This is a genomic window from Pseudomonas sp. R5-89-07, assembly GCF_003851685.1.
Taxonomy (GTDB): domain Bacteria; phylum Pseudomonadota; class Gammaproteobacteria; order Pseudomonadales; family Pseudomonadaceae; genus Aquipseudomonas.
Genome location: NZ_CP027727.1, coordinates 601,660 through 628,115 on the forward strand (window position 1 = coordinate 601,660; position 26,456 = coordinate 628,115).

Here is a 26,456-nt window from a genome sequence, read left to right on the forward strand (position 1 = left end):
TCAGCGCAGCGGCAGTTCCGCTGCGCCTTACCCAATGATGAGGCCCGCATGAGTGACATCCTCGCAGACAGCTTAGATGGCGTAGAACGCCGATCGCTGGCTGACTTCACCGAAAATGCCTACCTCAACTACTCCATGTACGTGATCATGGACCGTGCGCTGCCGCATATCGGCGACGGCCTGAAGCCGGTACAACGGCGCATCATCTACGCCATGAGTGAGTTGGGCCTGGACGCCGATTCCAAGCACAAAAAGTCGGCGCGTACCGTCGGCGACGTGCTCGGCAAGTTCCATCCCCATGGCGATTCGGCCTGCTATGAAGCCATGGTGCTGATGGCCCAGCCGTTCAGCTACCGCTACACCCTGGTCGATGGCCAGGGTAACTGGGGTGCGCCGGACGATCCCAAGTCCTTCGCCGCCATGCGTTACACCGAGGCGCGTCTGTCGCGCTACTCGGAAGTGTTGCTCAGCGAGCTGGGCCAGGGCACCGCGAACTGGGGGCCGAACTTTGACGGTACTCTCGACGAGCCCCTGGTTTTGCCGGCACGTTTGCCGAATATCCTGCTCAATGGCACCACCGGCATCGCGGTCGGCATGGCCACCGACGTGCCGCCGCACAACCTGCGCGAAGTCGCCACGGCCTGTGTTTGTTTGCTGGACGAGCCAAAAGCCACGGTCGAACAGCTGTGCGAGCATATCCAGGGCCCGGATTACCCGACCGAGGCGGAAATCATCACGCCGCGCGCCGACCTGCTGAAGATGTACGAAACCGGCAAGGGCTCGGTGCGCATGCGCGCGGTGTACCACGTCGAAGACGGCGACATTATTGTGACCGCCTTGCCGCATCAGGTGTCCGGCGCCAAGGTGCTGGAGCAGATCGCTGCGTTGATGCAGGCCAAACCGTCGAAATTGCCGCAAGTCGCCGACTTGCGCGATGAGTCCGACCACGAGAACCCTTGTCGCATCGTGATCATCCCGACCAACAGCCGGGTTGACCATGAAGTGCTGATGCAGCATTTGTTCGCCAGCACCGACCTTGAGTCCAGCTACCGGGTCAACGTCAATATCATCGGCCTGGACGGCAAGCCACAGCTCAAGAACCTGCGCAATCTGCTGGTGGAATGGCTGGAGTTCCGCGTGCAGACCGTGCGCCGCCGCCTGCAATTCCGCCTGGACAAGGTCGAGCGCCGCCTGCACCTGTTGGACGGCTTGTTGATTGCCTACCTCAACCTGGATGAAGTGATCCATATCATCCGTACCGCCGAGCACCCGAAGGCCGAATTGATCGCGCGCTTCGAGCTGAGCGAGATCCAGGCTGACTACATTCTCGACACCCGCTTGCGCCAGTTGGCACGCCTGGAAGAAATGAAGCTGCGCGACGAGCAGGATGCATTGCTCAAGGAACAAGCCAAGCTGCAGGCGTTGCTGGGCAGCGAAGCCAAGCTCAAGAAGCTGGTGCGCAGCGAACTGATCAAAGACGCCGAAACCTACGGCGATGACCGCCGCTCGCCTATCGTCGAGCGCGCTGAAGCGAAAGCTCTGACAGAAACCGAGCTGTTGCCTAACGAGAAAATTACCGTCGTTCTGTCGGAAAAGGGTTGGGTTCGTTCCGCCAAAGGGCATGATATTGATGCTACTGGCCTGTCGTACAAGGCCGGGGATGGCTTCAAGACCGCAGCGGCCGGGCGTTCCAACCAGTTTGCGGTGTTTATTGATTCGACGGGGCGCAGTTATTCGGTGCCGGCCCACACCCTGCCGTCTGCACGCGGGCAGGGCGAGCCGTTGACCGGGCGCCTCACGCCGCCACCGGGGGCGAATTTCGAGTGCGTGCTGCTGCCGGACGATGATTCGCTGTACGTCATCGCCTCCGACGCCGGTTACGGATTCGTGGTCAAGGGTGAAGACCTGCAGGCCAAGAACAAGGCGGGCAAGGCGCTGTTGAGCCTGCCGAACAACGCCAAGGTGATTCTGCCGCGACCAGTGGAGGATCGCGAGCACAACTGGCTGGCCTCGGTGACCACCGAAGGGCGCCTGCTGGTGTTCAAGATCAGCGACCTGCCGCAGTTGGGCAAGGGCAAGGGCAACAAGATCATTGGTATCCCAGGGGAGCGGGTGGCCAGTCGCGAAGAGTACGTGACTGACATCGCTGTTATCCCCGAAGGCTCAACCCTGGTGCTCCAGGCCGGCAAGCGCACGTTGTCCCTGCGCCCCGACGACCTTGAACACTACAAGGGCGAGCGTGGTCGACGCGGTAACAAACTGCCTCGGGGCTTCCAGAGAGTGGATGCTTTGTTGGTAGAAACGCCTGCTTAAGGCGTACTAGAGGCCTCGATCTACGATTTAACGCGTAGATCGACGCTTTGGCGCTGGAGTCATGGCGCATATTCACGGATGATATGGCCTTTCCAGCGCCGGCGTGGCCGAGCGTGTTTAGGTTATTTTTAGTATTACATTGTGGTTCGCCTTGTGGCAGCCACCTGGATGGGATGATGACTGCTCCACGCCTTCCTCTATTTTTGATGCTCGCTGGCCTGTTAGGGCTGGCGGGTTGCAGCACGCACCAGCCGGTGTCGCTGTACCAGCTGGACAGCGGAAGTCCGGCTCAGCCAGCACAAACCGCTGGCATGGCTGTTCTTCTGGGTCCGGTAGTCGTTGCTGACTACCTGCAACGCGAAACCCTGCTGCAACGTCAGAACGACGGCAGCCTGCAAGGTTCCACTGATGGCCGTTGGGCGGGTAGCCTTTCCTCGGATATCAATCAATTGATGTTGCGTCAGGTGGCCGGCCAGTTGGACAGCCAGCGCGTGGTCCTGGCGCCAGGGCCTTCCGGGTTTACTCCGGATGTGCAGGTGCTGCTGACGATTACGCGGCTCGACTCCGGCACGTCACAACCGGCGATCCTGGATGCGCAGTGGCGTTTGATCGACCGTCGCGGGCAAGTGCGCGACAACCGTATCGTGCACCTGCAGGAAGAACATGCCGGCACCACGGCGTCCCAGGTCCAGGCCCAGGGCGTGTTGCTGCAGCACCTGGCGCAACAGCTGTCGGTGGCGCTCAAGCCATTGGCCAACCAGCCGCCGATTGCCGAGGCTCCGCGCAAACAGGCGCCGGCACAGGCTAAGCCAGCAACCCCGGAAAAGCCCAAGATGCCGATGGCCACACCGATTCGCACGGATCTGGAAGTGTTCAGGTTCTGATCTGAACGGCAGACAAACAAAAGGCCCGCTGAGTAAGCGGGCCTTTTTGTATCTAAAATAGAAGCCATGGCGCAGTTCAAATGTGGGAGGGGGCTTGCCCCCGATTGCTGTGTATCAGCCACCTCAGTATTGGCTGACCCACCGCTATCGGGAGCAAGCCCCCTCCCACAAGGTTTTTGCGGTGTGCTTCAGGGCTTGCGCGTCTCGTGCATTCGCGCCAGTTGGCGTTCCAGCATCGACGGGTACGGCTCCATCAAGCGCTCCACACAGCTGGCACCCTCGGGGCTTGCAATCGGGCGGATGCGTGCGCGTTGGCGGATCAGCGTGTCTTCACTGATCTTGCGCTCCACCAGCAGCAGGTTGCGGCTGTGTTGCGACAAGGCCAAAGCGTCCTGGGCGATCTCGGTCAGCAGCAAATCGATCTGGCTGATGCCGAACAGGTCGTCACCTACCGTCAGGCCCAACTGCAATTGCAGGGTAATGCCGCTGTCCGCCACTTCGATCTGCAGGGCATGGCCCAGGGCGCGCAGTAACTCGCCACAGCAGATGGCGTTGGTCAGGTAGTCTTCACCGCTGTCTTCGCTGTGGAACAGCATCAACGTGCTGCCATCATTCAGGGTGTGCAATTCGCTCTGGTAGAGCGAGGCGGCCTGGTCGAGGCAGTCGCGGTAGCGTTCCAGCAGTTCCGTCAAGCGCGCGCGGGGCAGGCGGCGCAGTTGGTCCTGGGCACCCAGTTGCACGGCGAGTACTGCGCTGTACTGGGGCTCGGTGCTCTTGGCCGGAAGCGGCTTCGACGCCACGGCGGGCGCGGCATCTGCGGTGTCGCGCAGGTCGGCAAACGGGTCTTCGTCGTCCAGCTCGTCTTCTTCGGCCTTGATCACGTGCCGCGGCGCAGGCTTCAAACCCGCGACCGGAGCGCTTTCGTCAAAGCCTGGGTCACGCAGGTCGCGCACTTCAAACTCAGGCTCGTCGCCGTAGTCAGCGTCGTCGTACTCCGGCTCGGGCTCGGGTTGAACCTCAGGCACGGTCGGCTCCGGGGCGAAGCTGGCATGCAGCTGGCGCGCGAGGTCGCCGATTTCGTCCTGGCGGTCGGTGGCCGGGGTGTGTTCGTCGATATCGCGCAGCCAGATACGCAACTGCATCAGCGGCGTGGAGATATGCCGCCCGAGGCGCAGGCTCAACGCCAGGGCCAGGGCCAGCAGGATCGCGCTGAGGATGCCCATGCTTTGCAGGCTGATGGTCATCGGCTGCTGGAACTGTTGCATGTCCAGGCTGATGCGCAATTGGCCGGCTTTCACATCCTGGAACGTGATATTGCTCTGATACAAACCTTCGGCTTCGCCCAGCAGGCCGTTTTTCGGACGTTGCCCGGCTTCGGCCATGATCCGGTTGTCCACGCTATAAATAGCCGCGTGGGCCACCAACGGGTTCTTGGTCAGGTTGTTGAGCAGCACGTTGAGGCTGAGGATGTCGTTGGACACCAGCAACTCAGTCGCCGAGGTGGCGGTCTGGGTGGTCAGGCTCTCGCCCAGGGCATCGGCCTGCTCGTGCATGGCCTGCTTGAACTGCAAACCCATCACGCAGGCGTAGATCACCAGGGCCAGAGCGACCAGGATCACGTTATGGCTGGCGATGCGTAATGCGATCGGTACACGGCGATGGCGCAGTGCCCGGAAGATCAGCAGGAAGAAGTTATCGGTTTTTACTGGCGTGGGCCGGTTCACTTGCGCTCGGCTCTTGGTCCGTGAAGTTGACGCGCAGTATAGCGACAGGCCCATGACCGGCAAAGCGCTGGCTGTGCCCGATGGTCACTGAAAGTGGGTAGAATGCGGTTTTTTTCCAGCCTGGGGGTGCGCCTTGCGCGAAATTGTCCTGATCAATATCACAGGTCTTGACCGACCGGGTCTCACCGCGGCCATTACCGGCGTTCTGGCCCAGGGTGGTGTGAACATTCTCGACATCGGCCAGGCGGTGATCCACGACACCCTGTCGTTCGGCATCCTGGTGGAAATTCCCAGCACCGAGCAGGCCTCCTCGGTACTCAAGGACATCCTGTTTACGGCGTACAAGCTGGATCAGCAGGTGCGCTTCACACCGGTGTCCGAGGCCGATTACCAGCATTGGGTCGAAGGCCAGGGCAAGAAACGCCATATCGTCACGCTGCTCACCCGCAAGGTCACGGCCGAACAGCTGCAGCGCGTCAGCTCGATCACCGCGCATTACGGGTTGAACATCGACCATATAGACCGCCTGTCGGGTCGCATGCCGCTGGACACGCCAGCAGACAAAGGCAAGGGCTGCATTGAATTTTCCGTGCGGGGCGAGCCGGCCGATGCGCAAGCGCTGCGCGCCGAGTTCCTCAGCGTGGCCCAGGAGCTGAATGTCGACATCGCCTTCCAGGAAGATTCACTGTTCCGGCGCAATCGTCGCCTGGCGGTGTTCGACATGGACTCCACGCTGATCGAAGCCGAAGTCATCGACGAACTGGCCAAGGCCGCCGGTGTGGGCGAGCAAGTCTCGGAAATTACCGAGCGCGCGATGGCCGGCGAGCTGGATTTTCGTGCCAGCTTCAAGGAACGCCTGGCGCTGCTCAAAGGCCTGGATGTGAGCGTGCTGGATTCAATCGGCGCCTCCCTGCGCCTGACCGAAGGCGCCGAAACCCTGTTCGCCGAACTCAAGCGCCTGGGCTACAAGACCGCCATCCTGTCCGGCGGCTTCACCTACTTTGCCAAGCAGCTGCAGGCCAAGCTGGGCATTGACTATGTGTTCGCCAACGAGCTGGAAGTGGTGGATGGCAAAGTGACCGGTGTGGCCGTTGAGCCGATTGTCGACGCACAGCGTAAGGCAGACCTGCTCAAGGAGTTGGCGCACAAGGAAGGCTTGCGTCTGGAACAGACCATTGCGGTCGGCGACGGCGCGAATGACTTGCCGATGCTGGCGATTGCGGGGTTGGGTGTGGCGTTCCGCGCCAAGCCATTGGTCAAGCAATCGGCCAAGCAGGCGATTTCGACCTTGGGGTTGGATGGGGTGCTGTACCTGCTGGGTTTGCGCGACCGCGACGGTCAGCTTTAACTGACTCAGTGCGGTAAAAAATGTGGGAGGGGGTTTGCTCCCGATAGCGGAGTATCAGTTAGCACATCGCTCACTGATCCACCGCTATCGGGGGCAAGCCCCCTCCCACATTGGTTTTGCGTCAGGCTTCAGGCTTTAGGTGAGCCGATACCCTGGCCCATCTGCACCGGCGTACCCGCCGCCAGCTCCTGCGCCCACTGCACCTGATCCGGTCCGAACAGCACAATAGCGGTCGAACCCAGCTTGAAGCGACCCAGCTCCGCGCCTTTTTCCAGGTGAATAGGTGCGCGAGCAGCCTCGTCGTAACGGAAGGTTTTCAGCTCGCGCTTGGGTGGCGTTACCAGCCCGGCCCACACCGTCTCAATCGACGCCACGATCATCGCGCCCACCAACACCACAGCCATCGGGCCGCGTTCGGTATCGAACAGGCAGACAACCCGCTCGTTACGCGCAAACAGCTCCGGTACGTTTTCGGCGGTGGTCTGGTTTACCGAGAAAATCCGCCCCGGCACATAGACCATCTCGCGCAAGGTACCGGCCAGTGGCATATGCACGCGGTGATAGTCCTTGGGCGACAGGTAGATGGTGGCGAAGTCGCCACCCATGAACGGCGCCGCCAGCGCTGCGTCGCCGCCCAGCAGTTCCAGCACGCTGAAACTGTGGCCCTTGGCCTGGAACACACGGCCGTGTTCGATCGGGCCGAGCTGGCTGACCGCACCATCGGCCGGGCTCAGTACGGCGCCAGGGGTTTGATCCAGCGGGCGCGCACCGTCTTTCAGCGCGCGGGTGAAGAAGGCGTTGAAGTGCTCGTAGGCGGTCACGTCTTCCACCAGCGCCTGGGACATGTCCACTTGGTAACGCTTGGCGAACCAACGGGTGAAAGCGTTCTTGAACCAGCGCACGCGGCATTCGGCGATGCAGCCGGCCAAGCGCGACAGCAGGTGGTGCGGCAGCAGGTACTGACTGAGGATAAACAACTGCTTTTTCATTAAATGTCCTTGAACTTCAAATCTCGACGGGGGTGTCGGGGTGGTTGCCCCATTCGCCCCAGGAACCGGCATAACCTTTGACTCGTGGATAACCGAGCGCCTTGGCCACCAGGTAGGTGAAGCCAGAGCGGTGGTGGGTCTGGCAGTGGGTGATGATTTCTTTATCGCGGGTCAGCCCGAGGTCTTCGAGCACTTGCGGCATGTCGCGGCGGATGCGCAGGCTGCGCGCCTTGTCCATGCCGGCGGTCCACTCGAAGTTCACTGCGCCGGGGATGTGCCCCCCTTTGGCCGCGAGCACTTTTTCGCCGGAATATTCCAGCGGGCCGCGCGCGTCCCAGATCCCCAGGTCGGCCGCACCGAGCCGGCTTTGCAGGTATTCGCGGGTGGCGGTGGGGCCGTCGTGCAGCGTAAGGCTCACCGGCCCGCCGGCTGGCGCGGGTATTTCGGTGGAAACCGGGTGTTTTTCCTCCAGCCATGCCAGAAGGCCGCCGTCGAGGTAGTGATACTTCTGGTGGCCGATGACGTCGAGCAGCCAGATAAAGCGCCCGGCCCAGCCGCCGCCTTCGTCGTCATAGACAACGTAGGTGGCGTCGGGCGTGTGGCCCAGCTCACCGAACAGCTTTTCCAGGTCGGCCTTGTGCGGCAGCAGGCCCGGCGCGGGGGGCTGGCCCAATTGGGTGCGCTTGGGGTCCACGAAATGCGCGCCGGGGATATGCCCTTCGGCGTAGCGGGCGGCACTGGTGAGGTCCACCAGAATCAGGTGGTCGGCATCCAGGCGACCTTGCAGGTCGCTGCATTCGATCACCAGCGGCAAGCCAGAGAAGTCAGGCATGTGAGGTCTCCTGGGCACAAATGTTGGCGATAAAGGAGGGCGATTGTAGCGCAAGCATCAGGTGCTGCGGTTGGTAAAGCTGTGCAGGGCTTTTTCGATGCATTGCGCGGTTTTGCCGAAGGCTTGCACGGTGGTTTCCGAGAATGGCCCGCCGCCCTGGTCCGCCACCATCAGCATCACCACGCGACCATTGCAGCTCAGCGAGCGCAGCAGCAGGTGCTCGCCGGTAAACAGGCGGCGCAGGATCGGCGGCAGCAGGGCAGAGAATTGCGCATGGTTGTCCGGACCGAGACGCACCTGGGCGGATTTTTCCAGCAGTCGTTGCAGCAGCGTGCTGTTGACGACGTCCAGGCTCAGGTTGGCAGCGTCCTTGGGCAGGCCATCGGCCTGATGCACACGCAAGGTACTCAAGGCGCGATCCGCCATGAACAGCAACACGCGCTGCATGCCGCTGGCGACCAGGGCTTCCTTGGCGCAGGTGGTCAGGTGCATCGCGTTGGCAAAGCGGCTCGGTTCCACCAGCAGCTCGGTGCAGCGGCTGCGCCACACTGCCAGGGCTTCGGCCGTGGGAGGCGGCGCGGGCAACAAGCCGCGGTGGACCTTTTGCACATGCCACGGCCAGATCAGCGACAAGGCCGGGTGCCAGAGGTCGGGCATCAGGGTGCTGCGGGCGCTGGTCACCGCTTGCTGGTGGACCTGCTGCTGCACTTCGCCCAATGGTTCCTGCAGGTACAGTGCCGTGAGGTACTGCCAGCGTTCGGTGTGCGGGCAGGTCCAGGACTCTTGCGCCGACATCGCCAGGCCGTTGGCCAATAGCACGGTATTGGCCGGCTGATTCAGCCAGCGGCGCAGGTTGGGTTCGGCGTCGAGCAATTGCTGGTGACGCAGAGGGTCGTCCTCGCGGGCGATACGCAATGCCTTGACCAGCAGGCGCTGCTCGCCCAGCAGCAGGTTATAGCCCTGGGACACCCAGATCGGCAGGTGCCAGGCTGCGGTCAGGCCAAGGCACAGGTCCAGCAGGCGCACGCCAAACAATTGCTGCTCGACCTGGCGCGCCGACTCGCCCTTATGGATCACCCGCAGCTCCCATTCTTCCAGAAGCTTGGGATACGCGACGGCCATCGGCCACAACGGTGACAGAAACAGCAGGCTGCCCCAATGGATGTCCTGCCACAAACGCGCCAGGCGGCTGCCGAACAAGCCGTTGGCTTGCTGCGAGGCATGCTGGCTGACCAGCAGCAATTGGCGCAGCGCCACGGGAATTTCAGCGGCCGGCACTGAAGGCAGGCGCGCCAGCAGCTCCTCGGCGCGTTTGAGGCCGAGGCGGTTGAGCGCCACTTCGAGGTTTTCCGCCGGTTCCGCGAGGCTACCGTGAGTGTGGCTGTTGGCCTCACGCATCACGCTGAGCACCAGGGCCGGGCTGTTCTGCATCAGCTCGGCAATGTCCCTCAATGAGCTGCGACTGTCGCGGATGGCTTTGCACACGCGCTCGTGGCTGGCCTGGGGGACGGGCAGCAGCACATCGTCCAGGCGCTTGATCCAGGCGGCGAGGGTGGTGGGTCTTGCAGTTGGGACTGTCGTTTCATTAGCCATGATTGGGGCGCGATCATCACGTGGGTTCAACACACCCGGAACGGGCTCAATTGGCTTTTCGCCTTAACGGGCTATAGTCTGGCGCAGTTTTGCCGATAAGTAGAACAAGAGTTTTTCAGCTGCACCCACTATGTCCATGAACCCGACGGCGCAAGTACAGATCCCCTATGGCTAAAATTATCGGCATCATTGTCGTCCTCGCAAGTGTGCTCGGTGGGTACGTCCTGTCCCACGGTAAAATCGCCGCGCTGATTCAGCCTTTTGAAGTGATGATCATTGGCGGCGCTGCATTTGGTGCCTTCCTGCAGGCCAACCCCGGCTACATGACCATGCACGTGATCAAGAAGTCGCTGGGCATGTTCAGCTCGCGTTTCTCGCACACGTTTTATCTGGAAGTGCTGGGGCTGGTCTACGAGATCCTCAACAAGAGCCGCCGCGAAGGCATGATGGCGATTGAAGGGGATATCGAAGACGCCGCCGCCAGCCCGATCTTCGCCAAGTACCCGGCCGTGCTCAAAGACGAGCGTATGACCGCCTATATCTGCGATTACCTGCGCATCATGTCTTCCGGCAACATGGCGCCCCATGAACTCGAAGGCCTGTTCGACATGGAACTGTTCAGCCTCAAGGAAGAACTGGAGCACCCTTCACACGCCGTGACCGGGATCGCCGACGGCATGCCCGGTTTCGGTATTGTCGCGGCGGTACTGGGTATCGTGGTCACCATGGCTTCCCTCGGCGAGGGCGACCAGGCGGCTATCGGTATGCACGTCGGCGCGGCACTGGTGGGCACCTTCTTCGGTATCCTCGCGGCCTATGGTTTCTTCGGCCCGCTGGCGACGTCGCTGGCCCACGATGCCAAGGAAGAGGTCAACCTCTACGAAGCGATCAAGGCGTGCCTGGTGGCATCGGCATCCGGTATGCCGCCATCGCTGGCGGTCGAGTTTGGGCGCAAAGTGCTGTACCCGAAACATCGCCCAAGCTTCGCCGAGCTGGAACAAGCGGTTCGCGGTCGCTAAGCCATGGAAAACAACCAGCCGATCATCATCAAGCGCGTCAAGCGCTTCGCCGCGGGGCACCATGGCGGTGCCTGGAAAATCGCCTTCGCCGACTTCGCGACGGCGATGATGGCGTTCTTCCTGGTGCTGTGGCTGATGTCCACCGCTACGCCGGAACAAAAGATCGCCATCGCGGGCTACTTCAAGGACCCGATCGGTTTTTCGGAAAGTGGCACACCCTTCGTCATCGATCTGGGCGGCTCGCCGCAGTTGGCGCCGGAGCGCACCATCAACCCGGAAGTACAGACCGAATCGCCCCAGGAAAAAATCCCGATCGAGCGCGATACGGTCGAAACCATGGCCGAGCAGGTCGAGAAAGAGCGCCTGGAGCTGTTGCTGCAAGAACTGCAGACCAAGGTTGAAGAAAACCCGCAACTGCTCAAGTTCAAGGACCAGATTTCGTTCGAGATCACCCCGGAAGGCTTGCGTATCCAGATCACCGACGCCGCCAATCGGCCGATGTTCGATTCCGGCAGCGCACGCTTGAAGCCGTACTTCGAAGATATCCTGCTGGCCATGGCTGACACCATCAAGGCGGTGCCGAACAAGATCAGCATCAGCGGCCACACCGATGCCAAGCCTTATGCGGGGCAGGGCGACTTCGGCAACTGGGAACTCTCGGCCAACCGCGCCAACGCCGCCCGACGTGCGCTGGTGGCTGGCAGCTACCCGGACCCGCAAGTGGCGCGGGTGGTGGGCTTTGCTTCATCGCAGCTGTTCGATCCCAAGGATCCGTTCAACCCGATCAACCGTCGCATCGATATCGTCGTGCTGACCAAAAAGGCCCAGCGTGCGATTGAGGGCGATCAACCGCCACCGCCGGCCCAGGGTGAAGGCGCCCCCGGTGAAGTACCGGCGGACCCGAATGCGCTGCCGCCAGGGCAGGAGCCGCTGCCGGCCCATGAGCTGCGCCAGAAGCTGAACCTGTTTGATGACGGTGGTGTGAAAGAACCGACGGCGCCTGCGCCGGGGTCCTGAACGCCAGATACAAGAAGGCCGCGATAATCGCGGCCCTGTTGTCATTGTAGGAGCGAGCTTGCTCGCGAAAAACGTCAACGATAACGCATGTATTCAGGATGCCCGCGTTGCGCTTGGCAGCTTCGCGAGCAAGCTCGCTCCTACAGAGGCTGGCGGCTTAGTAACTGCTCTCAGGCAAGCTCGCAATAATCGACCGGTAGCTGTTCATCCGCTGCTGCTGCACGCGGCCATCTTCCAAGGCCTTGAGCAACGCACAACCCGGTTCGCGGTCGTGTTTGCAGTCGCGGAAGCGGCAGGTGCCGATCAGGTCGTTGAACTCGATAAAGCCTGCTTCCACGTCGCTGCGGCTGACGTGGCCGAGGCCGAATTCACGGATGCCCGGGGAGTCGATCAACTCACCGCCACCGGGGAAGTGGAACAGCCGTGCAGTGGTGGTGGTGTGCGTGCCCTGACCGGACAGCTCCGACAGCGGGCCGACGCGGGTGTCGACTTCCGGCAGCAGGCTGTTGACCAGCGACGACTTGCCCACGCCAGACTGGCCGACAAACACGCTGATACGCCCGTCCAATTGCTGTTGCAGCTGTTCCATGCCGTTGCCGTGATGGGCCGAGACTTCCAGCACCGGGTAACCCAGGGTGCGGTAGACCGCCAGCAGGGCATTGAGCGCAGGAGCGTTGTGCTCGTCGATCAAGTCGAATTTGTTCAGCAGCAGCAGTGGGCGGATACCGGCGTGCTCGGCGGCGACCAGGTAGCGGTCGATCAGGTTGGCGTGGGGCTCGGGCAGCGGCGCGAACACAATCACGATCATGTCGACGTTGGCCGCCACCGGCTTGAGCTGACCCCGGCTGTCGGGGCGGCGCAGTTCGGTGCTGCGGGGCAACTGGGCGACGATCACGCCGATGCCCTGGTTGCCGGCGCGCCATACCACCTTGTCGCCGGTCACCAGCGCAGGCAGGTTGGCGCGCAAGTGGCAGCGGAAGACCTGGCCGGCGAGCTCGCCTTCCAGCGCCTCGACCTCGACCTGCACGCCGAAGTGCGCGATCACCAGGCCGGTTTGTTCAGGCCCCAGGTCGCCGCCTTCAAGCGCTTCCACGGCGGAGGATTCACGTTTGGCGGCGCGTGCTGCGCGCTCGCCTTGAATCTTTTCGATGCGCCAGTTTTGGCGACGATTGAGCTGGCGTTTGGCCATTGGTGTTCCGTGTCGATAATGCAAAAGTTGGGTGAAACGGTCGCGAGTCTAGCACGGCGGCGCCTGCTAAACTGCCCGGCTACGCCAAGGTGCCAAGAGAATCAAGCCATGCAAAACCCACAGAACCTGATTTGGATCGATCTGGAAATGACCGGTCTGAACCCCGACACCGACGTCATCATCGAGATGGCGACGATTGTCACCGACAGCAACCTCAACACCTTGGCTGAAGGTCCGGTCATCGCCATCCACCACAGCGATGCTGTGCTGGCCACCATGGACGAGTGGAATACCCGCACTCACGGCAACTCGGGCCTGACCCAGCGTGTACGCGACAGCCGCATCAGCATGGCCGAAGCCGAAGCCGAAACCATCGCCTTCCTGGAAAAATGGGTGCCCAAGGGCAAGTCGCCGATTTGCGGCAACAGCATCTGCCAGGACCGTCGCTTCCTTTATACGCACATGAAGGGGCTGGAGAGCTACTTCCACTATCGCAACCTGGACGTGTCCACCTTGAAAGAGCTGGCGGCGCGCTGGGCGCCGGAGGTCAAGGACAGCTTCCATAAAGGCAGTACCCACCTGGCACTGGATGACATCCGCGAGTCGATCGCCGAGTTGCAGCATTACCGCAAGCATTTCATCAAGGCTTGATGATGTAGCGCCTGGGCTGGCGCTATCGCGGGCAAGCCCCCTCCCACATTTGTACTGCGTTCGTCATGCCAACGCGGTCAAATGTGGGAGGGGGCTTGCCCCCGATGGCTGGCGACTCGGTTTATCGCCAGGCGCCCCCTTTTGGTGCCATCAGCAAATGATTAGACTGCCGGCCTCTCTGCAAGGATCGCCATCATGCTGCTGATGCTCTACCTCATCGCCATCACCGCCGAAGCCATGACGGGCGCCTTGTCCGCCGGTCGACGCGGCATGGACTGGTTTGGCGTGGTGCTGATCGCCTGTGTGACGGCGCTGGGTGGCGGGTCGGTGCGCGATATGCTGCTGGGGCATTACCCGCTGACCTGGGTCAAGCACCCCGAATACCTGGTGCTGACCTCCGTCGCCGCGCTGGTGACCATCTTTATCGCACCGCTGATGCGCCACCTGCGCTCGCTGTTCCTGGCGCTGGATGCCGTGGGGCTGGTGGCGTTTACCTTGATCGGCTGCATGACCGCCCTGGAAATGGGGCATGGCATGCTGGTCGCGTCGGTCAGCGGCGTGATTACCGGCGTATTCGGCGGCATCCTGCGGGATATCTTCTGTAACGATATCCCGCTGATCTTCCGCCGTGAGTTGTATGCCAGTGTGTCGTTCCTCGCCGCCTGGTTCTACTTGCTGTGCCTGTATCTGGAACTGCCCAGCGAACAGTCGATTCTGCTGACCTTGTTCAGCGGCTTTCTACTGCGCCTGCTGGCGATCCGGTTTCATTGGGAAATGCCCAAGTTTGTCTACAACGACGACGTCCACTAGCGAGCAGCGTGCTGGTTCAGCGCCCATTCCACATGCTCACGCACCAGTTCCGATGGATAGTCGCGCCGCGCCTTCAAGGCTTCCAGTACCGGAATGCTCGAAGGGGCGTTACCCAGGCCCACTGCCAGGTTGCGCAGCCAACGCTCGTACCCGGCACGGCGCAAGGGTGAGCCTTCGGTGCTGCTGAGGAATTTATCCTCATCCCACATAAACAGTTCAGCCAGTTCTGCGTTATCCAGGTTGTGCCGTGGCTTGAAATCGCTTTCGTCGCTGGGCCGGGCGAAACGATTCCATGGGCAAACGATCTGACAGTCATCGCAGCCAAATACCCGATTGCCGATCAGCGGGCGCAGGTCCTCGGGGATGGCGCTTTTGAGTTCGATGGTCAGGTAGGAAATACAGCGCCGGGCATCCAGCACGTAAGGGCCGACGAATGCGTTGGTGGGGCAGATGTCCAGGCACGCCGTACAGCGGCCGCAGTGTTCGGTGGCATGGGGTGGGTCTACCGGCAACGGCAAGTCCACAAACAGTTCGCTCAGGAAGAAATAGCTGCCGGCCTTGCGATTGAGCACCAGGGTGTTCTTGCCGATCCAGCCAAGGCCGGCCTGTTCGGCGATGGCTTTTTCCAGTACCGGTGCGCTGTCGACAAAGGCACGAAAGCCGAACGGCCCGATCTGGGCCTGGATGCGGTCGGCCAGTTGCTGCACACGCTTGCGGATCAGCTTGTGATAGTCACGGCCCAGGGCGTAGCGCGAGACATAGGCTTTTTCCGGCTCGGCCAGCCGTTGCGCCATTTGAGTATCACCGGGCAGGTAATCCATGCGCAGTGACACCACGCGCAAGGTGCCAGGCACCAGCTCCTCGGGGTGGGAACGTTTGCTGCCATGGGCGCCCATGTAGTCCATCTCGCCGTGATAGCCCGCGTCGAGCCAGCGTTGCAGGTGCTGTTCATGCTCGGCCAGGTCCAGGCCGCTGATGCCGACTTGTTGGAAGCCCAGCTCGCGGCCCCAGTCTTTGATCGATTGGGCAAGGGCGGGCAGATCGGAGGTAATAGCGGGCATGAGACACGGGAAACCACAGGTTAGATGCGTATAATTCTGCCAGACATCGGAGCTTGAAGACGCATGCCTCAGACAAAACACGAAATAACCGACGTTCAGCTTCTTTTGCCAGGCCACTTGCCGCAACTGGCTGCGCGTTCTGTAGACGCCCATAAAGGCCAGTTTGGCCATCTGTTGGTGATTGGCGGCGACCGCGGCTTTGGCGGCGCGGCGCTGCTCAGTACCGAAAGTGCATTGCGCAGCGGTGCCGGTATGGTGTCGCTGGCAACCCGCGCCGAGCACGTGCCGGCCGCGTTGACCCGTTTGCCGGAAGTCATGACCGTCGGCGTGAGTTCGGCCAACCAGTTGATGGGGTTGCTGGAAAAAATCTCGGTGATCGTTATTGGCCCAGGCCTTGGCGAAGCGTCCTGGGGTAAAAGCCTGTTGTCCGTGGCGGCCAATGCCCGGTTGCCACAAGTCTGGGACGCCGATGCGCTCAATCAACTGGCTGCTGGTGGCGTGACCCTGCCGGCCCATTGCGTGATCACGCCGCATCCGGGCGAAGCTGCGCGCTTACTGGGCATTTCGACAGCCGAGGTTCAGGCCGACCGCCTTAAGGTGGCGCGCGCATTGAGCCGCCAATTCAACGCAGTGGCTATCCTCAAAGGTGCTGGCAGTTTGATTGCAAGCCCGGACGGGCGCGTTTCCCGTTGTGACCAGGGCCATCCCGCCATGGCGACGGCCGGGCTCGGTGACGTATTGGCTGGCCTGGTGGGCGCCTTGCTCGCCCAGGGCATGCCGGCGTATGAGGCAAGCTGCCTGGCCGTGTGGCTGCACGCCACGGCCGGGGACCGTCAGGGCACCTTCGGTCGCGGGCTTGCCGCGAGCGACCTGATACCTGCCATTCGTCAATTGCTGGAGGAACACTCGCCGTGCCTGAAGTAACTCTTTTCCTGGCCGATGAAGACGCGATGGTCGCGCTCGGTCACGCTATTGCGCGGGTGACCGGCGGGGCGGGCCTGATCTTTCTCGAAGGTGATCTGGGGGCAGGCAAGACCACCCTGTCCCGGGGCATCATTCGTGGCCTGGGCCATGCCGGTGCGGTAAAAAGCCCGACGTTCACCCTGGTCGAACCCTACGAGATCGGTGACGTTCGCGCCTTCCACTTCGACCTCTATCGGCTGGTGGACCCTGAAGAGCTGGAATTCATGGGCATCCGTGATTACTTCGACGAAGATGCGTTATGCCTGATCGAGTGGCCAGATAAAGGCACAGGCTTTTTGCCAAAGCCTGACATGACCATTACCATTACGCCGCACGAGCACGGACGTCGGTTGAAGTTGTTGCCCCAGAGCCCGCGCGGTGAAGCGTGGCGTGAGGCTCTGGCATTGGAATTCAAATAATTGGTGGGGTTAGGTATGCGCTTTCGCGCGTTGGTTGCTGTCGTGGGGGTGTTGCTTGCGGCAATGACTGTCAATGCTGTGGCTGCTTCACAGGTCAAGAGTGTCCGCCTGTGGCGAGCGCCGGATAACACGCGACTGGTGTTCGACCTGTCGGGCCCGGTTCAGCACAGCGTCTTTACCCTCACGGCGCCTGATCGCCTGGTGATCGATATCAACGGTGCGACCCTGGCCGCGCCGTTGAAAGTCTCCACCGCCAACACCCCGATTACGATGATGCGCTCGGCCCAGCGCACGCCAACCGATTTGCGCGTGGTCATCGACCTGAAAAAGGCGGTCACCCCCAAAAGCTTCTCTCTGGCGCCCAACGCTCAATATGGTAACCGCCTGGTGGTCGACCTGTTCGACAATCCCGCCGATGCCGCACCGCCGCCTGCGCCGACGCCCAGCGTGGCGACGGTGCCTGCGGTGCCGGTCAACCCCTCGCAACCGCAGGTCAAGCTGCCACCACCGCCGCCCGCTCCGGCAGGCAAGCGCGACATTATCGTGGTGATCGACGCAGGCCACGGTGGTGAAGACCCCGGCGCGTCCGGTTCGCGCGGCCAGCATGAGAAAGATGTGGTGCTGGCCATTGCCCGCGAACTGCAACGTCAGGTCAACGGCATGAAAGGTTATCGCGCCGAGCTGACCCGTACCGGTGACTACTTCATCCCGTTGCGCGGGCGTACTGAAATCGCCCGCAAGAAGGGCGCGGACCTGTTCGTATCGATCCACGCCGACGCCGCCCCTTCCTCCGCCGCCTTCGGCGCGTCGGTGTTTGCCCTGTCGGATCGTGGCGCCACGTCCGAAACCGCCCGTTGGCTGGCCGACAGCGAAAACCGTTCCGACTTGATCGGCGGGGCCGGCAACGTATCCCTGGACGACAAGGACAAAATGCTCGCCGGCGTACTGCTCGACCTGTCGATGACCGCTTCGCTGACGTCCAGCCTGAACGTCGGCCAGAAGGTCCTGAGCAACATCGGCCGGGTCACTTCGCTGCACAAACAGCGCGTGGAGCAAGCCGGGTTCATGGTGTTGAAGTCGCCGGACATCCCGTCGATCCTGGTCGAGACCGGGTTCATTTCCAACGCCAACGAGGCCTCGAAGCTGGCCAGTGCCAGCCATCAGCAGGCCCTGGCACGCTCGATCAGTGCCGGCGTGCGCCAGTTCTTCCAGCAGAACCCGCCGCCGGGTACCTACATCGCCTGGTTGCGTGACTCCGGCAAGATTGCCCAGGGTCCGCGTGACCATCGCGTGCAGCCCGGTGACACCGTGGCCATGCTGGCCGTGCGTTTCCAGGTCACCCCCGCCGCCTTGCGCAGCGCCAACAGCCTGAAAACCGACGAGTTGAAAATCGGCCAGGTGTTGACCATCCCTGGCACCGAATTGGCGGCGCAGTAATGAGCGAATCTGTCTTGAATAGCGGCTCGCGCATCGAACTGCTCAGCCCGCGCCTGGCTAACCAGATCGCTGCGGGCGAGGTGGTTGAGCGCCCGGCGTCGGTGATCAAGGAGCTGCTGGAAAACAGCATCGACTCCGGCGCCAAGCGTATCGACGTGGACGTGGAGCAAGGCGGCGTCAAGCTGCTGCGGGTACGTGACGATGGCAGCGGCATCTCTTCGGATGACTTGCCGCTGGCCCTGGCCCGTCACGCCACCAGCAAGATCCGCGACCTGGAAGACCTGGAACGGGTGATGAGCCTGGGCTTTCGCGGTGAGGCCCTGGCCTCCATCAGCTCCGTGGCCCGCCTGACCCTGACGTCCCGCACGCGCGGCGCCGAACAGGCCTGGCAAGTGGAAACCGAAGGTCGCGACATGGCGCCCCGGGTTCAGCCGGCAGCCCATCCGGTGGGCACCTCGGTGGAGGTGCGCGACCTGTTCTTCAACACCCCGGCGCGACGCAAATTCCTCAAGGCCGAGAAAACCGAATTCGATCACCTGCAAGAAGTGATCAAGCGCCTGGCCCTGGCGCGTTTCGATGTGGCATTCCATCTGCGCCATAACGGCAAGACCATCCTCAGCCTGCACGAAGCCAATGACGACGCTGCGCGTGCTCGGCGGGTGGCGGCAGTGTGCGGCGGCGGGTTCCTGGAGCAGGCGCTGCCGATAGAAATCGAACGCAATGGCCTGCGTCTATGGGGTTGGGTCGGTTTGCCGACGTTCTCCCGCAGCCAGGCCGACTTGCAGTACTTCTTCGTGAATGGCCGTGCAGTGCGCGACAAGCTGGTGGCCCACGCGGTGCGCCAGGCGTATCGCGACGTGTTGTTCAATGGCCGGCACCCGACGTTTGTGCTGTTTTTCGAGGTCGACCCTTCGGTGGTCGATGTCAATGTGCATCCTACCAAGCACGAAGTACGCTTCCGTGATGGGCGCATGGTGCATGACTTTCTCTACGGCACCTTGCATCGTGCCCTGGGCGACGTGCGTCCGGATGATCAGTTGTCTGCGCCCATCGTAACCGCAGTGGTTCGCCCAAGCGGTCCGGAGGCCGGTGAGTTCGGCCCCCAGGGCGAAATGAGCCTCGCCGGTAACCTGTTGCAATCCCCGCAGCCACAGCCAAGTTACACGGCACCCAACGCGGGAGCCGGTGCGGGTTATCAGTATCAATACACCCCGCGGCCGCAATCGACCGTGCCGGTGGCGGAGGCGCAGGCGGCCTACCGTGAATTTTTCGCACCGCTGCCAGGGGCCGAGTCGGGCACAGTTGTCCTGCCCGAAGGCGGCGGGGACATTCCGCCGCTGGGCTACGCATTGGCGCAACTCAAGGGCATCTACATTCTTGCGGAAAATGCCCACGGCCTGGTGCTGGTGGACATGCACGCCGCCCACGAGCGGATCATGTACGAGCGTTTGAAGATCGCCATGGCCAGTGAAGGGCTCAGTGGCCAGCCACTGCTGGTGCCCGAATCCCTAGCAGTCAGCCAGCGTGAAGCCGATTGCGCCGAGGAACACCATGGCGTGTTCCAGAAGCTGGGCTTCGAACTGCAGCGCCTGGGCCCGGAAACCCTGGCGATCCGCCAGATTCCCGCGCTGCTCAAACAGGCTGAAGCCAACCGTCTGGTGGCCGACGTGCTGGCGGACCTGATGGAATACGGCACCAGCGACCGTATCCAGGCACATATCAACGAATTGCTCGGCACCATGGCCTGCCACGGCGCCATTCGCGCCAACCGTCGACTGGCCCTGCCAGAAATGAATGGCCTGCTGCGAGACATGGAAAACACCGAGCGCAGCGGCCAGTGCAACCATGGCCGGCCGACCTGGACCCAGATGGGCCTGGATGATCTGGACAAACTGTTCCTGCGCGGTCGCTGATGAGTGCCTTGCCCCCCGCAATCTTCCTGATGGGCCCGACGGCCGCCGGCAAGACCGACCTGGCCATCGAGCTGACCAGGGTCTTGCCATGCGAGCTGATCAGTGTCGATTCTGCCCTGGTTTACCGGGACATGGACATCGGCACCGCCAAGCCTTCGAAAGAGGTATTGGCCCAGCATCCCCATCGTTTGATCGACATTATCGATCCCGCCGAGAGCTATTCGGCAGCAGATTTCCGTACCGACGCCCTGGCCGCCATGGCCGAAATCACTGCGCGGGGCAACATACCGCTGCTGGTCGGCGGCACGATGCTTTACTACAAGGCGTTGCAGGAGGGCCTGGCGGATATGCCGCCTGCTGACGCCCAGGTGCGCGCCGAGCTTGAAGATCAAGCGGCACGCCTTGGCTGGCAAGCCCTGCACGACCAACTGGCGGCGATAGACCCGGTGTCCGCGGCGCGCATCCACCCCAATGACCCCCAGCGCCTTACCCGCGCACTGGAAGTCTGGCGTGTCAGCGGCCAGACCATGACTGAACACAGGCTGAAACAAACTGCGCAAAGTGCTGATGCAGGCGCATCTGGTCAGTCACAATTGCCCTATACTGTGGCGAATCTGGCCATCGCTCCGGCAAACCGCCAGGTGCTGCATGAACGAATTGCACAAAGATTCACAATTATGTTGGAACAGGGGTTTGTGGAGGAGGTCGTAGCACTGCGTTCCAGAGGTGATCTGCACCCAGGATTGCCTTCGATACGTGCTGTAGGCTACCGCCAAGTCTGGGATCATCTGGATGGCAAGCTGACGTCAGCCGAAATGCAGGAGCGCGGCATCATTGCCACGCGCCAATTGGCGAAGCGCCAGTTCACCTGGCTGCGCAGCTGGAGCGATTTGCACTGGTTGGACAGCCTGGACAGCGACAATCTGTCACGCGCCTTGAAATACTTGGGAACGGTCTCCATATTGAGCTGAGTCCTTGCAATTGCCGTCTATCCTTGGGGGTGTGACGGCCATGCGCTAATTATTTTCCGATTTTTTATTATTGATCCTTAAAGGAGTGCGGCACATGTCAAAAGGGCATTCGCTACAAGACCCTTACTTGAATACCTTACGTAAAGAGAAAGTGGGGGTTTCCATCTATCTGGTCAACGGTATCAAGTTGCAAGGTACGATCGAGTCGTTCGACCAGTTCGTAATCCTGTTGAAAAACACCGTCAGCCAGATGGTTTACAAACACGCTATCTCGACAGTCGTCCCTGTTCGTCCAATCCGTCTGCCTAGTGCAGCAGGTGATGAAGCAGCTGACGCTGAGCCAGGTAACGCCTGATAGGAGTCTCCTTTGTTCTTTGAGCGCCACGGTGGTGGTGAGCGAGTAATCCTCGTTCACTTGGATGGACAGGACCCTGAGGCGCGCGAAGATCCGCAGGAGTTTCAGGAGTTGGCAAATTCGGCCGGCGCCGAGACCGTCGCGTTTTTTAACGTGCCGCGTCATCGGCCAACCGCCAAATACCTGATTGGCAGCGGCAAGGTCGAGGAACTGCGCGACCTGGTCCACGCTGAAGAAGCCGATCTGGTGATCTTCAATCACACCCTCACGCCCAGTCAGGAACGTAACCTCGAACGTGTTTTCGAGTGTCGCGTGATCGACCGCACCGGTCTGATTCTGGATATTTTCGCCCAACGCGCGCGTACCCATGAAGGCAAGCTCCAGGTTGAACTGGCCCAGCTTGACCATATGAGTACCCGGCTGGTACGTGGCTGGACTCACCTTGAGCGTCAAGGTGGCGGTATCGGCATGCGTGGCCCGGGTGAAACCCAGCTCGAAACCGACCGACGTCTGCTGCGGGTCCGCCTGCGCCAGATCAAGGGTCGCCTCGAAAAAGTGCGCAGCCAGCGCGAGCAATCGCGACGTGGCCGTTCCCGTGCGGATATCCCTACCGTGTCCCTGGTGGGCTACACCAACGCCGGCAAGTCCACACTCTTCAACAACGTGACGAAATCGGACGTGTACGCGGCAGACCAACTGTTCGCCACGCTCGACCCGACCCTGCGCCGCCTGGATATCGGCGACCTGGGGCCGATCGTCCTGGCCGATACCGTGGGTTTCATCCGGCATCTGCCGCACAAGCTGGTCGAGGCATTTCGGTCTACGCTCGAAGAGTCGAGCAATTCCGACCTGCTGTTGCACGTGATCGATGCGGCCGAACCGGATCGCCTGCTGCAGATCGAGCAGGTGATGGTGGTGCTGGGCGAGATTGGTGCACAAGACTTGCCGATCCTGGAGGTCTATAACAAACTCGATTTGCTTGAAGGCGTAGAGCCGCAAATCCAGCGTGACGAGAACGGCAAGCCCCAGCGGGTCTGGCTGTCGGCGCGCGATGGCAGTGGTCTGGAGCTACTTGAACAGGCCATTGCCGAATTGCTCGGCAGCGATTTGTTCGTGGGCACCTTGCGCTTGCCGCAGCGTTTTGCTCGACTGCGTGCACAGTTTTTCGAGCTGGGTGCGGTACAGAAAGAAGAACACGACGAAGAAGGTGTCAGCTTGCTGGACGTTCGATTGCCACGCTCGGAGCTCAATCGACTGGTCAGTCGCGAGGGTGTTGTACCGGCAGAGTTCATCGAGCAACACACTTTGCAATAAAAGCCTGAGAAAGCGGTTGTGCCGCAGTAGCAGGCATTCTGTAGCATTGGTCGGCGCGCCGTGGGTGCGTCTTTGCTTTATCAGATGGAGAGCGCTATGGCTTGGAATGAGCCGGGTGGCAACTCGAATAATCAGGATCCTTGGGGTGGTAAGCGCCGCAATAACGGCGACCGCAAGGGGCCGCCGGATCTCGACGAGGCCTTCCGAAAGCTGCAGGAAAGCCTGAATGGGTTGTTCGGTGGTGGTAAAAAACGCGGTGGTGACGAGGGTGGTCGCACAAGCAAGGGCGGCGGCTATGGCTTGCTGGGCCTGGGCCTTGTCGTGCTCGCGGCCGTCTGGCTGTACAGCGCGGTCTACGTGGTGGACGAGCAGGAGCAAGCCGTGGTGCTGCGCTTCGGCAAGTACTACGAGACTGTCGGGCCGGGCCTGAACATCTACTTCCCGCCGATCGACAAGAAGTACATGGAGAACGTCACGCGTGAGCGTGCCTACACCAAGCAGGGCCAGATGCTCACCGAAGACGAGAACATCGTCGAGGTGCCGCTGACCGTGCAGTACAAGATCAGCAACCTGCAGGACTTCGTGCTGAACGTCGATCAGCCGGAAATCAGCCTGCAACACGCAACCGAAAGTGCCCTGCGCCACGTGGTAGGTTCTACCGCCATGGACCAGGTACTGACCGAAGGGCGTGAACTGATGGCCAGCGAAATCAAGGAGCGCCTGCAACGGTTCCTTGATACCTATCGCACCGGTATTACCGTCACTCAGGTCAACGTACAGAGCGCTGCTGCCCCGCGTGAAGTGCAGGAAGCCTTTGATGACGTGATCCGTGCCCGTGAAGACGAGCAGCGCTCGCGCAACCAGGCTGAAACCTACGCCAACGGCGTGGTGCCGGAAGCCCGTGGTCAGGCCCAGCGCATCCTTGAAGATGCCAACGGTTACCGCGACGAAGTGGTCTCCCGCGCCAAGGGTGAGGCAGATCGCTTTACCAAACTGGTTGCCGAGTACCGCAAGGCCCCTGAGGTGACCCGTGAGCGTCTGTACCTGGACACCATGCAGGAAGTCTTCAGCAACACCAGCAAGGTTCTCGTGACCGGTAGCAAGGGTGGGCAGAACAACCTGCTGTACCTGCCGCTGGACAAGATGATCGAAGGTGGTCGTAGCGGCGCCAGCGCGCCGTCCACCGGTTCGAATGCCGCTGCCAATGAAGCGAGCGCCCGTGCGGCCGCTGACTTGCTGCAACAGCAAGCACGTACCAGGGAGAGTCGTTGATGAGCAATAAATCGCTGACCGCCCTGATTGTGGGCGTCGTCGTGGTCATCGCTGCCTGGAACTGCTTCTACATCGTGGCTCAGACCGAGCGTGCGGTGCTGCTGCAATTCGGTCGCGTGGTCCAGGCGGATGTCCAGCCGGGCCTGCACGTGAAAGTCCCCTACGTCAACCAGGTGCGCAAGTTCGACGCCCGCCTGATGACCCTGGATGCACCGACACAGCGCTTCCTGACCTTGGAAAAGAAAGCCGTGATGGTTGACGCCTACGCCAAGTGGCGCGTCAAGGATGCCGAGCGCTTCTACACCGCGACTTCCGGCCTCAAGCAGATTGCCGACGAGCGTTTGTCGCGCCGTCTGGAATCGGGCCTGCGTGACCAGTTTGGTAAGCGCACCCTGCACGAGGTGGTATCGGGTGAACGTGACGCGCTGATGGCTGACATCACCCGTTCGCTGAACACCATGGCCGAGAAAGAGCTGGGTATCGAAGTGGTCGATGTCCGGGTCAAGGCTATCGACCTTCCGAAGGAAGTGAACCGCAGCGTGTTCGAGCGCATGAGCACCGAGCGTGAGCGTGAAGCCCGTGAGCACCGCGCCAAGGGTAACGAGCTGGCCGAAGGTATCCGTGCGGATGCCGATCGTCAGCGCCGTGTACTGCTGGCCGAAGCCTATCGCGAGTCTGAAGAGGCCCGTGGTGATGGTGATGCTCAAGCCGCGGCGATCTACGCCAAGGCTTACGGCCAGGACCAGGAGTTCTACGCGTTCTACCGTAGCCTGCGTGCCTACCGTGAAAGCTTCGCGAACAAGACTGACGTGCTGGTGCTGGACCCAAGCAGCGACTTCTTCCGCTACCTGGAAAAGTCCAAGTAACAGGCCTGTGACTGTGTAGGAACCACTCCGTCGGGCGGCTAAAGTGCCTGGCGGGGTGATCCTTTCAGAAAACGGGTGTATGATGCGGCAGCCGGGAAATTCCCGGCTTTTTTGCGTCTGCATGTTCGATTCGGCAGGCGTGACAGGTTTTTCGAGGAAAGTGCCCGACGAGGCCGGTTACAGGTCGTTCGTCACGTCGCTCTTGCGCGTGGTTTATGCAGGCAGCGGGTATTTTCTGCTTCACTCAAGGCTCGGCCGAGGGCTGGCCGCCCGGATCATAGGGGAATGGCGTAATGGCAACGGTAGACCGCTGGCTGCTGCCAGATGGCATCGAAGAAGTACTGCCACCAGAGGCTGCGCGCATTGAAGTAGCGCGTCGCCAGGTGTTGGATCTGTTCCAGAGCTGGGGTTACGAGTTTGTCGTGACCCCCCATATCGAGTACCTGGAATCCCTGCTGACCGGCGCGGGCCAGGACCTGGATCTGCGCACCTTCAAGGTCATCGACCCGCAATCGGGCCGGCAAATGGGTTTCCGGGCCGACATCACGCCGCAGGTGGCGCGTATCGATGCGCACACCCTGCGCCGCGAAGGCCCGAGTCGCCTGTGCTACGCCGGCAGCGTGCTGCATGCCCAGCCGCGTGCCTTGTCCTCTTCCCGTAGCCCGATCCAGTTGGGCGCCGAGTTGTATGGCGATGCGAGCCCGAGCAGCGACGTTGAAGTGATCAGCCTGATGCTGGCGATGTTGCAACTGGCTGACGTGCCGGACGTACACATGGACCTTGGCCACGTCGGTATCTACCGTGGCCTGGCCCGTGCGGCCGGCTTGTCCGGTGAAGTTGAGCAACAGTTGTTCGATGCCCTGCAACGCAAGGCCATCGATGAAGTCATCGCCCTGACCGCCGGCGTGCCAGCTGAACTGGCCGACATGCTGCGGGCGCTGGTCAACCTGTGCGGTGGCCGTGAAGTGCTGGTGGCTGCACGTGAGCGTCTGGCCAATGCGCCAGCACCGGTGCTGGCTGCGCTGGACGATGTGCTGGCGATTGCCGAGCAACTGTCGGCGCGCTTCCCGGAGCTGCCGCTGTACTTTGACCTGGGCGAGTTGCGCGGCTACCACTACCACACCGGTGTGGTGTTCGCGGTGTTCGTACCGGGTGTTGGCCAGGCCATCGCCCAAGGCGGTCGCTATGACGATATCGGCGCCGACTTCGGTCGCGCCCGTCCGGCGACCGGCTTTTCCACCGATTTGAAAACCCTGGTGACCCTGGGGCGTGCTGAGGTCGAGCTGCCGTCTGGTGGCATATGGATGCCCGACAGTACGGACGCGGCACTCTGGCAGCAGGTTTGCCAGTTGCGCAGTGAGGGTCAGCGTGTCGTCCAGGCCTTGCCTGGGCAGCCATTGGCCGCCGCCCGTGAAGCGGACTGCGACCGGCAATTGATTCAGCAGAACGGGCTTTGGCAAGTATCGCCACTGGCTTCTTGAGTTTTCCTGCCGGCCATCGCCGGCACCAAGTTTGC

At 61.7% G+C, this 26,456-nt stretch carries 23 protein-coding genes; 17 read left to right on the forward strand and 6 right to left on the reverse strand.

Annotated features, from left to right (window positions below):
- Nucleotides 1-48 precede the first annotated feature (48 nt).
- Complete coding sequence (gene parC / locus C4J94_RS02565; protein WP_124384845.1) at nt 49-2,313, forward strand: DNA topoisomerase IV subunit A; 2,265 nt, start codon at nt 49-51, stop codon at nt 2,311-2,313.
- A gap of 173 nt (nt 2,314-2,486) precedes the next feature.
- Nucleotides 2,487-3,197 carry a membrane integrity-associated transporter subunit PqiC gene (locus C4J94_RS02570; RefSeq protein WP_124384846.1) on the forward strand — a complete coding sequence of 237 codons (711 nt, stop codon included), beginning with the start codon at nt 2,487-2,489 and terminating at the stop codon, nt 3,195-3,197.
- 188 nt (nt 3,198-3,385) lie between these two features.
- Here the strand turns inward: C4J94_RS02570 and C4J94_RS02575 are convergent, their stop codons facing one another.
- Nucleotides 3,386-4,921: an AhpA/YtjB family protein gene (locus tag C4J94_RS02575; RefSeq protein WP_124384847.1), complete on the reverse strand. Its 1,536-nt coding sequence runs from the start codon at nt 4,919-4,921 to the stop codon at nt 3,386-3,388.
- 133 nt (nt 4,922-5,054) lie between these two features.
- Here C4J94_RS02575 and serB point away from each other — a divergent pair, with 133 nt between their 5' ends.
- Nucleotides 5,055-6,269: a phosphoserine phosphatase SerB gene (gene serB, locus C4J94_RS02580; RefSeq protein ID WP_065951525.1), complete on the forward strand. Its 1,215-nt coding sequence runs from the start codon at nt 5,055-5,057 to the stop codon at nt 6,267-6,269.
- Between the two features lie 128 nt (nt 6,270-6,397).
- On the opposite strand, the gene asd is transcribed toward serB, so the two are convergent.
- The 3 genes from asd to C4J94_RS02595 are packed head-to-tail and all read right to left on the reverse strand — an operon-like array spanning nt 6,398 to nt 9,683.
- Nucleotides 6,398-7,258, reverse strand: a complete 861-nt coding sequence (gene asd / locus C4J94_RS02585; RefSeq protein WP_124365614.1) for an archaetidylserine decarboxylase — start codon at nt 7,256-7,258, stop codon at nt 6,398-6,400.
- Nucleotides 7,259-7,274: 16 nt separating this feature from the next.
- Nucleotides 7,275-8,090, reverse strand: a complete 816-nt coding sequence (rhdA, locus tag C4J94_RS02590; protein WP_124384848.1) for a thiosulfate sulfurtransferase — start codon at nt 8,088-8,090, stop codon at nt 7,275-7,277.
- A gap of 57 nt (nt 8,091-8,147) precedes the next feature.
- Nucleotides 8,148-9,683, reverse strand: a complete 1,536-nt coding sequence (locus C4J94_RS02595) for an HDOD domain-containing protein (protein ID WP_124384849.1) — start codon at nt 9,681-9,683, stop codon at nt 8,148-8,150.
- A 167-nt stretch (nt 9,684-9,850) separates the two neighbouring features.
- On the opposite strand from C4J94_RS02595, the gene motA reads away from it, so the two are divergent.
- Together motA and motB are read left to right on the forward strand one after the other, a co-directional pair.
- Nucleotides 9,851-10,702 (forward strand): flagellar motor stator protein MotA, encoded by an 852-nt coding sequence (gene motA / locus C4J94_RS02600; RefSeq protein ID WP_124384850.1) that lies wholly within the window; start codon nt 9,851-9,853, stop codon nt 10,700-10,702.
- A 3-nt stretch (nt 10,703-10,705) separates the two neighbouring features.
- Nucleotides 10,706-11,719: a flagellar motor protein MotB gene (gene motB / locus C4J94_RS02605; protein WP_124384851.1), complete on the forward strand. Its 1,014-nt coding sequence runs from the start codon at nt 10,706-10,708 to the stop codon at nt 11,717-11,719.
- 157 nt (nt 11,720-11,876) lie between these two features.
- Here the strand turns inward: motB and rsgA are convergent, their stop codons facing one another.
- Nucleotides 11,877-12,908 (reverse strand): small ribosomal subunit biogenesis GTPase RsgA, encoded by a 1,032-nt coding sequence (gene rsgA / locus C4J94_RS02610; RefSeq protein WP_124384852.1) that lies wholly within the window; start codon nt 12,906-12,908, stop codon nt 11,877-11,879.
- A gap of 108 nt (nt 12,909-13,016) precedes the next feature.
- Between rsgA and orn the strand changes: the two genes are divergently transcribed.
- Entirely contained in the window at nt 13,017-13,559 is a 543-nt protein-coding gene (orn, locus tag C4J94_RS02615) for an oligoribonuclease (protein WP_003171343.1), read from the forward strand.
- Between the two features lie 192 nt (nt 13,560-13,751).
- Nucleotides 13,752-14,369 carry a trimeric intracellular cation channel family protein gene (locus C4J94_RS02620; protein ID WP_177413468.1) on the forward strand — a complete coding sequence of 206 codons (618 nt, stop codon included), beginning with the start codon at nt 13,752-13,754 and terminating at the stop codon, nt 14,367-14,369.
- Here C4J94_RS02620 and queG read toward each other — a convergent pair.
- Nucleotides 14,366-15,430, reverse strand: coding sequence for a tRNA epoxyqueuosine(34) reductase QueG (queG, locus tag C4J94_RS02625; protein ID WP_124384854.1), 1,065 nt, complete (start codon nt 15,428-15,430; stop codon nt 14,366-14,368). The two genes, C4J94_RS02620 and queG, sit on opposite strands and share 4 nt — an antisense overlap.
- A gap of 63 nt (nt 15,431-15,493) precedes the next feature.
- Between queG and C4J94_RS02630 the strand changes: the two genes are divergently transcribed.
- From C4J94_RS02630 to C4J94_RS02675, 10 genes are all read left to right on the forward strand, one after another.
- Nucleotides 15,494-16,354, forward strand: coding sequence for an NAD(P)H-hydrate dehydratase (locus C4J94_RS02630; protein WP_124384855.1), 861 nt, complete (start codon nt 15,494-15,496; stop codon nt 16,352-16,354).
- Nucleotides 16,342-16,812, forward strand: a complete 471-nt coding sequence (tsaE, locus tag C4J94_RS02635; protein WP_124384856.1) for a tRNA (adenosine(37)-N6)-threonylcarbamoyltransferase complex ATPase subunit type 1 TsaE — start codon at nt 16,342-16,344, stop codon at nt 16,810-16,812. Before C4J94_RS02630 ends, tsaE begins: the two co-directional genes overlap by 13 nt.
- A 15-nt stretch (nt 16,813-16,827) precedes the next feature.
- Entirely contained in the window at nt 16,828-18,249 is a 1,422-nt protein-coding gene (locus tag C4J94_RS02640; protein WP_124384857.1) for an N-acetylmuramoyl-L-alanine amidase, read from the forward strand.
- A complete protein-coding gene (gene mutL / locus C4J94_RS02645; protein WP_124384858.1) occupies nt 18,249-20,162 on the forward strand; it encodes a DNA mismatch repair endonuclease MutL in 1,914 nt (637 codons plus the stop codon). Before C4J94_RS02640 ends, mutL begins: the two co-directional genes overlap by 1 nt.
- Nucleotides 20,162-21,133 (forward strand): tRNA (adenosine(37)-N6)-dimethylallyltransferase MiaA, encoded by a 972-nt coding sequence (miaA, locus tag C4J94_RS02650; protein ID WP_124384859.1) that lies wholly within the window; start codon nt 20,162-20,164, stop codon nt 21,131-21,133. The genes mutL and miaA overlap by 1 nt, the downstream gene beginning before the upstream one ends.
- Nucleotides 21,134-21,227: 94 nt before the next feature.
- Complete coding sequence (hfq, locus tag C4J94_RS02655; RefSeq protein WP_016976904.1) at nt 21,228-21,488, forward strand: RNA chaperone Hfq; 261 nt, start codon at nt 21,228-21,230, stop codon at nt 21,486-21,488.
- Nucleotides 21,489-21,500: 12 nt separating this feature from the next.
- On the forward strand, nt 21,501-22,802 hold the full coding sequence (gene hflX, locus C4J94_RS02660; RefSeq protein ID WP_124384860.1) for a ribosome rescue GTPase HflX: 1,302 nt from the start codon (nt 21,501-21,503) through the stop codon (nt 22,800-22,802).
- Nucleotides 22,803-22,898: 96 nt separating this feature from the next.
- Nucleotides 22,899-24,074: an FtsH protease activity modulator HflK gene (hflK, locus tag C4J94_RS02665; RefSeq protein WP_124384861.1), complete on the forward strand. Its 1,176-nt coding sequence runs from the start codon at nt 22,899-22,901 to the stop codon at nt 24,072-24,074.
- A complete protein-coding gene (gene hflC, locus C4J94_RS02670; RefSeq protein WP_003188064.1) occupies nt 24,074-24,940 on the forward strand; it encodes a protease modulator HflC in 867 nt (288 codons plus the stop codon). The genes hflK and hflC overlap by 1 nt, the downstream gene beginning before the upstream one ends.
- Nucleotides 24,941-25,233: 293 nt before the next feature.
- Nucleotides 25,234-26,421: an ATP phosphoribosyltransferase regulatory subunit gene (locus C4J94_RS02675; protein ID WP_124384862.1), complete on the forward strand. Its 1,188-nt coding sequence runs from the start codon at nt 25,234-25,236 to the stop codon at nt 26,419-26,421.
- Nucleotides 26,422-26,456 lie beyond the last annotated feature (35 nt).